Origin of the sequence: Streptococcus oralis (assembly GCF_001578705.1) — a bacterium.
GTDB classification, from domain to species: Bacteria; Bacillota; Bacilli; order Lactobacillales; family Streptococcaceae; genus Streptococcus; species Streptococcus oralis_J.
In genome coordinates this window covers 84993-96653 of the sequence record NZ_KQ969037.1, presented here as the reverse complement: position 1 = coordinate 96653, position 11661 = coordinate 84993, and the positions used below count along the sequence as shown (strand labels likewise).

Sequence of the window (11661 nt, the reverse complement as noted above, 5' to 3'; positions counted from 1 at the left end):
CAGTTGAAACTTGACTTTTGTTTTTTATTATTTTATAATCTAGTTATTTAAACTAGATAAAAAGGAGTTGGAAATGAATTCTAACTTTTCCTACCCAAAATGGGAAGACATCCCAAACATTGACCTCTATCTGGATCAGGTTTTGCTTTATGTCAACCAAGTCTGTGCCCCCATCTCTCCAGATAAAGAAAAGGGGCTAACAGCATCCATGGTCAATAACTATGTCAAACATGGTTACCTGACAAAGCCTGACAAGAAGAAATACCAACGCAAACAGATTGCTCGTTTAATTGCCATTACCACTCTCAAGTCTGTCTTTTCGATCCAAGAAATTGCTCAGACACTTAATACTCTGCAAACTCAAGCAAGCTCAGACCAGCTCTACGACGCTTTTGTGGACTACATGAACCATGGGATTGATCCAGAAAATCCTATTATCCAAACCAGCTGTCAAACGGTTAAACTCTATCATCAAACTCTAGACTTAATCCTTAACAAAGAAGAGGAGGTATCCCAATGAATACTAGCCTAAAACTCAGTAAAAAACTCAGTTTTGGAGAAGAAATTGCCAATAGTGTGACCCATGCTGTCGGTGCCGTTATCATGCTCATCTTACTCCCCATTTCATCCACCTATAGTTATGAAGCACACGGATTTTTATCATCTTTTGGTGTCTCTATCTTTGTTATCAGTCTGTTTCTTATGTTTCTCTCGTCAACCATTTACCACTCTATGGCCTATGGTTCAACCCACAAATACGTCTTACGAATCATCGACCATTCTATGATTTATGTGGCTATCGCAGGCTCTTATACGCCAGTCGTATTGACTTTGATGAATAACTGGTTTGGCTATCTGATCATTGCCATTCAGTGGGGAACGACCATCTTTGGCATCCTCTATAAAATATTTGCTAAAAAGGTCAATGAAAAATTCAGCCTTGCTCTTTACCTGATTATGGGCTGGTTGGTTCTAGCTATCATTCCTGCCATTATTAGTCAAACAACACCAATTTTCTGGAGTCTTATGGTAACTGGTGGGCTCTGTTACACAGTTGGAGCTGGATTTTACGCTAAGAAAAAACCATATTTCCACATGATTTGGCATCTCTTTATCCTAGCTGCGTCTGCACTCCAATATATCGCGATTGTTTATTACATGTAAAAAAGTTGAGAATCTTTTCTCAACTTTTTTCTTTACACATATTGATAAAATACTGGTGCAAGCGAGCATCATCTGTCAATTCTGGATGGAAAGAGGTTACCAGCATATTCTGTTCTTGAGCTGCAACGATTTGATCATCAACTGTTGCTAGAATTTCTACACCCTCTCCAACACTGCTGATAATAGGACCACGGATAAAAGTCATGGGAATCTGACCGACTCCCTTACATTCTGCCTCTGTATAGAAGCTTCCTAGTTGGCGTCCATAAGCATTACGCTCTACTACTATATCCATAGTCGCTAGATGACTTTCTTCCTGAGAAGTAATTTTCTTAGCCAGCAAGATTAAGCCCGCACAAGTTCCAAAGACTGGTAAGCCATTGAGAATAGCTTCTCTTAGAGGAAGCAGCATGTCCTGGTCTCGCAAGAGCTTGCCCATGGTTGTAGACTCACCGCCAGGCAAAATCAAACCAGACAAGTCACTCTGATGTTGTTGAAAATCATCTAAATTTCTGATTTCGACACTAGTGACTCCTAATTTATCTAGCACTTTTGCATGTTCTGCAAAGGCTCCTTGCAAGGCCAATATTCCGATTTTCATCTATTTTCCTCGCTCTGCCATAAGAATTTGGATTTCATTCTCATTGATACCAACCATGGCTTCCCCTAGATCTTCAGAGATTTGAGCCAAAATTTGAGGATTTTGGTAGTTGGTCACCGCTTTGACAATGGCACTTGCTCGTTTAACAGGATCTCCTGACTTGAAAATACCTGAACCGACAAAGACGCCCTCTGCCCCCAATTGCATCATCAGCGCAGCATCTGCAGGTGTTGCCACACCTCCGGCTGCAAAGTTGACAACTGGCAATCTTCCATGTTCATGGACGTATTGAACCAATTCTACAGGGACTTGCAAGTCCTTGGCAGCCACATAAAGTTCATCTTCGCGTAGATTTTGAATACGGCGAATTTCTTGATTCATCATGCGCATATGACGAACGGCTTGAACGATATCTCCTGTACCGGGTTCTCCTTTTGTACGAATCATGGAAGCTCCCTCAGCGATACGACGCAAGGCTTCACCCAAGTCCTTAGCTCCACAGACAAAAGGAACTTGGAATTCTTTCTTGTCCACATGGAAACGGTCATCAGCTGGAGACAACACTTCACTCTCATCGATATAGTCAATCTCAATAGCCTCTAAAATCTGAGCTTCAACAAAATGTCCGATTCTAACCTTTGCCATCACTGGAATACTGACCGCTTCTTGGATTTCCTTAATCATCTTTGGGTCGCTCATACGGGAAACTCCACCAGCCGCACGAATATCAGCTGGAATCCGCTCCAAGGCCATAACAGCAGCTGCACCAGCAGCCTCTGCAATACGAGCCTGTTTAGGGTTCTGAACATCCATGATAACCCCACCTTTGAGCATCTGCGCCAAATTTTTATTTAATTCATAACGATTTTCAGTCATTTCTTTTTCCTCATCATTTGTATTGGTAGCTACCATTTCATTTTAAGCTAGATTAGAATGAAGTACAAGATAGAAAAACAATATTTGTCTGGGTACAGATTGACAAAAAACTACCTGACCTTCAGTTGAGGCCAGATAGTTCATCCATTTCTATTTTTCAGCTGTAAGTGCAGCCATTGTGATATAGTTGTATGGTTTGTTAAAGTGTGGCAAGAAGAATAGGTCTGTCAATGCCAACTTGTCAATTGTCACATGCTCTTGGATAGCAAGTGAGAACATATGGATTCCCATACCGATTGATGAGTCATGAGATACCATTTGCGCACCTAGAATTTCGCGGCTGTCTTTGTCAAAGACAATCTTGATGGCAACTTCGTGGTTGTCATGTTTGATAAATTCTGGTTTTTGAAGATCGTTAAAGCCTGTTTCAGTTGCGTTGTAACCAGCAGCTTTAGCTTTTTCAAGAGTCAAACCAGTCGAAACCATGTGAAGACCGTAGATAGAGATACCGTTTGATCCTTGTACACCGATTCCTTCCAATTCATGTCCACAAGCGTTATAAGCACCAACAATACCAGTACGTACAGCATTAGATGCAAGCGCGATGTAGCTAGTGTCTTTACGAGCGTTGTCATAAACAGTCGCACAGTCACCTACTGCATAAACACCTGGGATTGAAGTTTCTTGTTTCTTGTCTACAAGGAAGGCACCGTTGCGGAAGAGTTCAATCTTACCATCAGCAAGAGCTGTGTTAGGACGGAAACCAACTGCAAGAACAACCATGTCCACATCAAATGTTTCTTTGTCTGTTACCAAGCGTTCAACTTTTCCATCACCTTGGATGGCTTTAACTGTTTGACCAAGAGCCAAGCGGATGTTGTGGTCTTCCAAGTTTTTCGCCATCATTTGAGTGAAGTCTTTGTCATAGTAGCCGTTCAAAACAGTGTCTACGATGTCAACAAGCACCACTTCTTTTCCAAGACGCTCGAAAGCTTCGGCAAGTTCTACACCAATGTAACCACCACCAACAACGGCAATGCGCTCAAGGTGTTTGCTCTTGTCTTCAAGTTTTTCAATAACTTCCTCAGCGTTTTGGTACAATTTAACAAATTGTACATTTTCAAGAGTTGCTTTGAATTCGCGGTTGCCCTTAACAATTTCAACACCTTCGATTGGAGGCAAGATTGGAGTTGAACCAGTAGCAAAGATCAATTTATCATAAGACTCTTTGTGTTCTTTACCTTCAACTTCTGCTGTCACAACTTTGTTATCGTAGTCAATTGAAAGAACTGGTGAGTTCATGTACACTTTAGCACCTTTTGCTTCCAATTTTTCTTTATCAGAGTAGAAGAGACCTTCTGGGCCATCAATTTGTTCCCCGATCCAAAGCGCCATTCCACAACCAAGGAATGAAATATTTGAGTTTTGGTCAAATACAACGATTTCATTTTCATGTCCAAAGTTGTCCAACATAGTGTTGATACATGCTGTACCAGCGTGGTTAGCACCAACTACAACGATTTTACTCATAGAATAATTCCACCTTTAAAATTTAATTTACCCTTCTAGTATATCATTTGCTGTTAGCGTTTACAAGGTATTTGCTTGGAATTCTCTTTTTTTCAGAAAAAATTATTCTTTGCTATATTATTTGTTTCATTTCCTTCCAATTTTTAAGCATATTTCTTGACTTTTGTTAAAATTTATTTGTGAAAACGCTGACTTTATGGTATGCTAGATACATGGAAAGAAAATGTAAGGGGTTAAATTTTCTATTAATCTAACTTATCTTGAATGATTTCCTACAAGAAGAAAGGAGTTGGTAGCTTGCCTCTTCGTTCACGTTCTGAACGGCTAATGGGAACAACTATCACGATTTCATTAGTAGATGAGCAGGCAGAAACCCTGCTTCAAGGTGCTTTTGACTTGCTCAAGGAGCTCGAATACCGCTTCAACGCCAACAGTCAAGAATCCGAACTGATGGAAATCAACTACCAGGCTGGAATCGCACCTGTTAAGGTTCATCCTGACCTATTTGAACTGATTGCTCTTGGACTGGAGCATAGCCTAGCTCCCTCTAGCCATCTAAATATCAGTATCGGTCCCTTGATTCAAACCTGGCGAATCGGATTTGCAGATGCACGGCTTCCAGAGTTAAACGAAATCGAAGCTGTCTTGCCTCTAGTTAACCCGCATTTTATCAAGTTAGATCCGACTAGCTCTACTGTCTTTTTAGATAAGAAAGGAATGAAGCTTGATTTAGGTTGTTTAGCCAAGGGCTATAGTGCAGATAAGGTTGCTCAGTATTTGAAAGAGCACGGTGTCACCTCTGCCTTGATCAATCTCGGAGGAAATATCCTCACCATCGGGAATAACCAAACCAAAGAAGGGAAAGCCTGGCAAATCGGTATTCAAGATCCGCGAAATCCTCGTGGCAATCATCTCCTAACCATTCCTGCTTCTAATAAATCCGTTGTCACTTCAGGTATCTATGAACGCCACCTGACAGTAGATGGAAAAGACTATCACCATATCTTTGATAGTGAGACAGGCTTTCCTGTCGAAACCGATCTTGCTAGCCTAACGATTGTCTCTGATAAATCCGTTGATGGTGAGATATGGACAACACGCCTTTTCGGAGAACGAAGCGCTTCTATCCTCTGGCAAGTCGAAAGTATAGATGGGATTGAAGCCATCATCATCGACAAAGAGGGGCACCTTGCTTGTTCTTCAGGCCTTCAAAATTGTATTATGTAAAAAGAGAAAGGAAATCTCATGCTAAAACTTATTGCCATTGTTGGAACGAACTCTAAACGTTCTACAAACCGCCAATTGCTCCAATACATGCAAAAACACTTTGCTGATAAAGCTGAAATTGAACTCGTTGAAATCAAGGATATCCCTGTTTTCAACAAACCAGCAGATAAACTTCTTCCCGCTGAAATTCTTGAGATTGCAGCCAAAATCGAAGCATCTGATGGTGTGATTATCGGTACTCCTGAGTACGACCACTCTATCCCTGCAGTTTTGATGAGCGCTCTTGCTTGGCTATCTTACGGTATTTACCCACTTTTGAACAAACCAATCATGATTACTGGTGCTTCTTACGGTACACTTGGTTCATCTCGTGCCCAATTGCAACTTCGTCAAATCTTGAATGCTCCTGAAATTAAGGCAAATGTTCTACCAGATGAATTCTTGCTCTCACACTCTCTTCAAGCATTTAACCCAAGTGGCGACTTGGTTGACCTTGACGTCATCAAGAAATTGGATGCCATCTTTGATGACTTCCGTATCTTTGTGAAAATTACTGAAAAATTGCGCAATGCACAAGAATTGCTTCGCAAAGACGCTGAAGAATTTGACTGGGAAAATTTGTAAGATAGGAGACCGAAAGAATGAAATTTGTTGGACTTGTTGGATCAAACTACGATCAATCATATAACCGCAAACTCTTGGAATTTATTCGTCGCAATTTCAAATTCAAATTTGAATTAGAAGTCCTTGAAATCGACGAAGTTCCAATGTTTAACCAAGACGAAAAATGGGACGAAAGTTTCCAATTGCGTTTCTTGTATAACAAGATTACACGTGCTGATGGTGTCATTATCGCTACTCCTGAGCACAACCACACTATCTCAGCTTCTCTCAAATCTGTACTCGAATGGCTTTCATACGAAGTTCATCCATTTGAAAACAAGCCTGTTATGATTGTGGGTGCATCATACTATGACCAAGGAACATCACGTGCCCAAGTTCACCTTCGTAAAATCCTTGACGCTCCAGGTGTTAATGCCTACACGCTTCCAGGGAATGAATTCCTTCTTGGTAAAGCTAAGGAAGCTTTTGATAACAACGGAAATATCACCAACGAAGGAACTGTTAAATTCCTTGAGACTTGCTTAGATAACTTTGTAAAATACGTAGGAGTCGTTTCGAAATTGAAAAAACCAAAACCAATCGAACCAGAAGACTTGGATTGTGGAAAACCAATCGCTACAACCATCACAGAAGTTGATCCTGACGATCCAGAATGGGTAGAAAAAGTTGCTGCAATCACTGGCGCTGTTTCTGGTGATACCTATGTCAAATTGGACCACGGTATCTTGACAGTTAACCAAATTGATATGTTCTTGAAAGCTATGCCATTTGAATTGACATATGCTGACGACAACAACCAATTCCTCTACTACAACAACGCTCACCAAGATCCAGACACCATGTTTGCCAAACGTGTGCCACCTCAATCAGGTAGCCGTATGTCGACTGTTCATGGTTCTCTTCCACCAGCACGTATGAAGAACGTAGAGTGGGTTATCGGAACACTTCGCAACGGAAACCAAGAATACGTCCGTACTATCGTTCCAGGTTCTCCTGCAGGTGTCATCAACACCCACAACTACCAAGCGATGTACTATCCTGACGGATCATACGCTGGTATCAATGAAATCGTGTTTAACTTCCAACCATGGCTTGACTGGTACCTAAAAGAAACTGGTCAACGTTTGGTAGGTGGTAGCGGACCATTTGCTCCTGCTGCTGGAGGTCATGGAGACGCCGATGCTACTTCTGGCGCTTCTGATTCAGGGGATGCTGGAGGCCACGGTGGTGACGCTGACGCTACTTCTGGCGCAAGCAACTAAGAAACCAAAAAGGAGCCACTTGGCTCCTTCTTTTTTATTGCAAAAGAAAAGGGGAATGTAAATCATCTACAACCCCTTTCATTTTATGAGTTTGGATCATCAAGACTACGGCCGTGCAAACCTTTTTCACGTTGTACCTGACGTAGTTTTTCTGGTGTGACGTCATTTCCTTCCTCATCCACAATTTTAATTCCTTCAATGTGGTGACGAACAGAACGACGATAGCCTTCGATGTACTCCTCACGAAGTTTAGCTTGTTCCACTTTTTCAGCAGAAGTTAAGCCTTCTGTTTTTTTCTTTTTGGCAAGCTCGTTGATACGAGCGATTTTTTTCGGATCCATTTCTTCTCCTTTGTGATAAGGTTTAATCCGTTTAACAGATTTTATTTTTTATTTGGTATTAATTTGATTGAAACGTGCAAGTTTAGCTGCTTTTTGAGTTAAATGAGACAAGATAGCCAAACGATTTTGACGGACATCCTGATCTTCAGCCATTACCATAGTATTTTCAAAGAAAGCATCAATAACTGGGCTAAGCGCAAAGAGTTGTTCTAATTGCTGACTTGCAGTCCCTGACAAAACGAGTGATTCTACTGCTTCTGCCAAGGCTTTCTCTTCTTCATTCTCAAAGAGAGCTGGATCAACAGTATCAGTCCCTTCGGCTTTTTCAGCCAAGTTAAAGGCACGTGAAAGGGATTCAACAGATGGTTTGAAGTCTTCTTTCTTGCTTGCTTCTACAAGAGCACTTGCTGCTTCCAACATATCCGCCACGACAAAGTTCAAACTTGCAAGGACTGCTTCCTTAATGTCTTTTGGAATTGAACCCATCATCTTATCGACACGAGCCTTGATAAAGTCCATGACCTCCGCTTTATTTTCATAAGTTAAGCTGTCGAATTTCAAAGCATAAAGGCTGTCAATCAGCTCATCCATAGCAATGTGCCAACCAAAAGCATCCAAGATACGAACTACACCTTGAGTTGCACGACGAAGGGCATAAGGGTCATTAGAACCTGAAGGAATCAAGCCTACTGAGAAGAAACTCAAAATCGTATCCAATTTGTCTGCAATGGCTAGAACTGCTCCAACCTTGCTCTCTGGAAGTTTGCCTTCGGCTGATGTAGGCATGTAGTGTTCACGAATAGCAGCTGCCACCGCTGGAGTTTCTCCAGCAAGAAGGGCATATTTTTCACCCATAATACCTTGGAGTTCGTCAAATTCACCAACCATACCTGTCAACAAGTCAAACTTGTAAATGGCTGCTGCACGAGCTAGGTCAATCGTTTCATCCACTGATAAACCAGCTTTTTCCGCCAAAAGGACGGCAATCTGACCTGTACGAATCATGTGTTCACGAAGGGAACCAATCTTTTCGTGGAAGGTCACCTGGTTCAATTTTTCAACAAGATCTGCAATCACCAATTTTTGGTCTTCACGCCAGAAAAATTCACCGTCTTCCAAACGGGCAACTAATACTTTTTCATTTCCTTTGATAACATTTTCCAAATGCTCTGCATTTCCATTACGGACTGAAATGAAGTTTGGTAAGAGTTTACCGTCTTGATTACGAACAACAAAGTAACGTTGGTGTTCCTTCATCGAAGTCACCAAAACTTCTTCTGGAACTTCAAGGTATTTAGCATCAAAACTTCCCATAAAGGCAGTTGGGTATTCAACCAAGTTCAAGACTTCGTTCAGCAAGTCGACATCAATTTCGATACGTACGCCATGTTCAGCTTCGATTGCCTTGATTTGGTCAACAATCATTTGCTCACGTTCACGAGGATCTGCGATTACAAACTGGCTACGAAGGTCTTCTTCATAGCTCAATGCTGACTGAATCTTGGTTTCTTGTCCCAAGAAACGATGACCGCGACTCACACGACCGCCCTTGATATCAAGGAAATCCAAATCGAACTCTTCTTCATCTAAAAGAACAGTCAAAGTGTGAACAGGACGGATATATTCAAAAGTATTGTTAGCCCAGTGCATGCTGACAGGGAAAGTCAGTGACTTCAATACGTCTACTACACCTGGAACAATGGCTTCAACTGGTTGGCCTATTTCTTCCTTGGTAACATAGACATATTCTTCACCCTTGATTTCACGGAATTCAATATCTTCAACTGTCAAGCCTTTCCCACGGACAAATCCTTGAGCTGCTTTGGTGAAGTTTCCATCACCATCCAAGGCAATTTTCTTTGCTGGCCCCTTGAAATCTTCTGTCAAATCAGACTGTTTGTCTGCAAGACCAGTCACACGAACAGCTAAACGACGTGGGGTTGAGAAGGTTTGAATGGCTTCAAAGGAAAGACGATTTTCTTTTAGGAAAGCTGCCATTTTTTCACCTAGTTGTTTTTCACTTGGAGTTACTACATAGGCTGGTAACTCTTCAAGACCGAGTTCTACTAATAAGTTTTTTGTCATGTTTTTTCTCCGAAAAGTATCTTTTTATTTTCCAGTTTGCCTTATGTGATCGGCACGCAAGCAACCGACTTCGTCGTTTCATTGCTAAAATTGGAGCCGAAAGTCTCCAATTTTGCCTAGTATCCTTAGCTTCACTAAGGATACCTTCATCACTACAGCAACTGGCTCAAGGCTCACTCTGTTCGCCCATTTTCGTAATTTGTCACTCTCTTTATTCTGCGTCTTCTGCTAAGAGTTTAGCTCGTGTTGCTTCATCCAAAAGTGGGTAGCCTAGGCGTTTGCGTTCTGCGACAAAGGTTTTGGCTACGACACGGGCCAGGTTACGGATACGAGCGATATAGCCTGCGCGCTCCGTTACGGATACGGCACCACGCGCGTCAAGCAGATTAAAGGTGTGTGAACATTTGAGAACATAGTCATAGGCAGGGTGAACCAAGCCCTCTTCCAAGGCACGACCAGCTTCTTTTTCGAACTTATCAAAGTTTTCTAGCAACATTTCTTGGTCCGAAATTTCAAATGAATATTTTGAGTGCTCGTACTCAGGCTGGATAAAGATTTCTCCGTATTTTACACCATCAGCCCACTCAATATCATAGACAGAGTCCACTTCTTGGATGTAAGAAGCCAAGCGCTCCAAACCATAGGTAACTTCCGCAGTCACAGGGCCAGTTGCCAATCCACCAACTTGTTGGAAGTAAGTGAACTGAGTGATTTCCATCCCATCCAGCCAAACTTCCCAGCCAAGACCAGCTGAACCAGTAGAAGGATTTTCCCAGTTATCTTCAACGAATCGAATATCGTGTTCCAAAGGATTGATTCCCAATTTTTCCAAAGACTCAAGGTAAAGTTCTTGGATGTTTGATGGAGAAGGCTTCATAACTACTTGGAATTGGTGGTGTTGGTAAAGACGGTTAGGATTTTCCCCGTAACGACCGTCAGCAGGACGACGTGATGGCTCTACATAAGCCGCATTCCATGGCTCAGGTCCGATAGCGCGAAGGAAAGTGTAAGGACTCATCGTTCCCGCACCTTTTTCATTATCATAAGCCTGCATAAGCATACAACCTTGGTCATTCCAAAATTGTTGCAAAGTAAGGATGATTTCCTGGAAAGTCAATTTTTTAGACATTGTTTACTCCTTTTTTTATAAATTACTTGCGACACGAGTCTGCCTCGTCGATTATACGAGGCAAGACGAGTTAGTACCGCGTCTAGCTCAGCCCGACTATAAGGAGGTCTCTGCCACTGACGCAGTGGAAAGTCAATTTTTTAAACATTGTTTACTCCTTTAATTTATATTATCTTTTTGGATTTACTCATCAAGCAACCAAGAAAAAGCTGGGGCCTGAAAAATATGACGTTTGGGAACAGTTTGTAAATTCTGATTGCATTCATCTACTGTACCCAATTTCAAAGCACAAACTTCTGGTACATCTTCTTGAATAGTGAAAATTTGACTGTGACAGTTCTGGCAGTAATAGCGTTGTTTCCCTGGAGATGAACTATAAGTAACTAAATTCTTTTCTCCATACAATACTAAATTTTTGCTGCTAACTTTGGCATTAACTGTATAGGCAGACGCAGTTGCTTTCCGACAGAATGAGCAATGACAAAAAACTAATTCCGACAATTCCTCATCTAAAGTATAGGTCACTGCTTTGCATAAACAAGATCCTTTAAGCATTATGCTCCTTTCTACTTAGGTATTAGACGAAATTCAAAAAGAACCGAATTTCAACACCCAAGTCTTGCGACTAGGGGCGTCTGAAACGCGGTTCCACCCTAATTTATTACTTCATTGTTTTTAAAAATACGACAGAAAGCGCCAGTTTCTTACCTTGTCCTACTTGGCTCCCACTATCCCAAGCTCGCTTGAAGAACGCCATAAGACTTTCTTTCTTGTTGATTATTATATCAGAAAGAGAGAAAATTTACAATCCTTTTTCTTACT

General features: G+C 41.5%; 12 protein-coding genes. 5 read left to right on the top strand and 7 right to left on the bottom strand.

The annotated features are described in order from the left end of the window. Nucleotides 1–73 precede the first annotated feature (73 nt). Both SORDD05_RS00405 and trhA read left to right on the top strand, forming a co-directional pair. Nucleotides 74–520 (top strand): DUF1836 domain-containing protein, encoded by a 447-nt coding sequence (locus tag SORDD05_RS00405; RefSeq protein WP_061416489.1) that lies wholly within the window; start codon nt 74–76, stop codon nt 518–520. Then, nucleotides 517–1164 (top strand): PAQR family membrane homeostasis protein TrhA, encoded by a 648-nt coding sequence (gene trhA / locus SORDD05_RS00400; protein ID WP_001097972.1) that lies wholly within the window; start codon nt 517–519, stop codon nt 1162–1164. The genes SORDD05_RS00405 and trhA overlap by 4 nt, the downstream gene beginning before the upstream one ends. A gap of 19 nt (nt 1165–1183) precedes the next feature. Here the strand turns inward: trhA and pdxT are convergent, their stop codons facing one another. The 3 genes from pdxT to nox form a co-directional block, all read right to left on the bottom strand. Further along, nucleotides 1184–1765: a pyridoxal 5'-phosphate synthase glutaminase subunit PdxT gene (pdxT, locus tag SORDD05_RS00395; RefSeq protein ID WP_061416487.1), complete on the bottom strand. Its 582-nt coding sequence runs from the start codon at nt 1763–1765 to the stop codon at nt 1184–1186. Continuing rightward, nucleotides 1766–2641: a pyridoxal 5'-phosphate synthase lyase subunit PdxS gene (gene pdxS / locus SORDD05_RS00390; protein WP_061416485.1), complete on the bottom strand. Its 876-nt coding sequence runs from the start codon at nt 2639–2641 to the stop codon at nt 1766–1768. Nucleotides 2642–2791: 150 nt separating this feature from the next. Next, nucleotides 2792–4171: a H2O-forming NADH oxidase gene (nox, locus tag SORDD05_RS00385; RefSeq protein WP_000036763.1), complete on the bottom strand. Its 1380-nt coding sequence runs from the start codon at nt 4169–4171 to the stop codon at nt 2792–2794. A gap of 297 nt (nt 4172–4468) precedes the next feature. Between nox and SORDD05_RS00380 the strand changes: the two genes are divergently transcribed. Genes SORDD05_RS00380 through SORDD05_RS00370 form a run of 3 tightly spaced genes read left to right on the top strand, consistent with a single transcriptional unit; the run spans nt 4469 to nt 7284 of the window. Further along, a complete protein-coding gene (locus SORDD05_RS00380) occupies nt 4469–5398 on the top strand; it encodes an FAD:protein FMN transferase (protein WP_061417767.1) in 930 nt (309 codons plus the stop codon). Between the two features lie 18 nt (nt 5399–5416). Then, nucleotides 5417–6022, top strand: a complete 606-nt coding sequence (locus tag SORDD05_RS00375) for an NADPH-dependent FMN reductase (protein WP_000915929.1) — start codon at nt 5417–5419, stop codon at nt 6020–6022. Between the two features lie 17 nt (nt 6023–6039). Further along, complete coding sequence (locus SORDD05_RS00370; protein WP_000673672.1) at nt 6040–7284, top strand: NAD(P)H-dependent oxidoreductase; 1245 nt, start codon at nt 6040–6042, stop codon at nt 7282–7284. Between the two features lie 83 nt (nt 7285–7367). Here SORDD05_RS00370 and SORDD05_RS00365 read toward each other — a convergent pair whose 3' ends face one another. The 4 genes from SORDD05_RS00365 to SORDD05_RS00350 form a co-directional block, all read right to left on the bottom strand. Next, nucleotides 7368–7625 carry a DUF896 family protein gene (locus tag SORDD05_RS00365; RefSeq protein WP_000371291.1) on the bottom strand — a complete coding sequence of 86 codons (258 nt, stop codon included), beginning with the start codon at nt 7623–7625 and terminating at the stop codon, nt 7368–7370. Nucleotides 7626–7673: 48 nt separating this feature from the next. Next, nucleotides 7674–9710, bottom strand: a complete 2037-nt coding sequence (gene glyS, locus SORDD05_RS00360; RefSeq protein ID WP_061416483.1) for a glycine--tRNA ligase subunit beta — start codon at nt 9708–9710, stop codon at nt 7674–7676. A gap of 211 nt (nt 9711–9921) precedes the next feature. Then, a complete protein-coding gene (glyQ, locus tag SORDD05_RS00355) occupies nt 9922–10839 on the bottom strand; it encodes a glycine--tRNA ligase subunit alpha (protein WP_000038733.1) in 918 nt (305 codons plus the stop codon). A gap of 183 nt (nt 10840–11022) precedes the next feature. Beyond that, the gene (locus SORDD05_RS00350) at nt 11023–11394 is read right to left on the bottom strand and encodes a GFA family protein (protein ID WP_061416481.1); all 372 of its coding nucleotides are present in this window, start codon (nt 11392–11394) and stop codon (nt 11023–11025) included. Nucleotides 11395–11661: the final 267 nt, after the last annotated feature.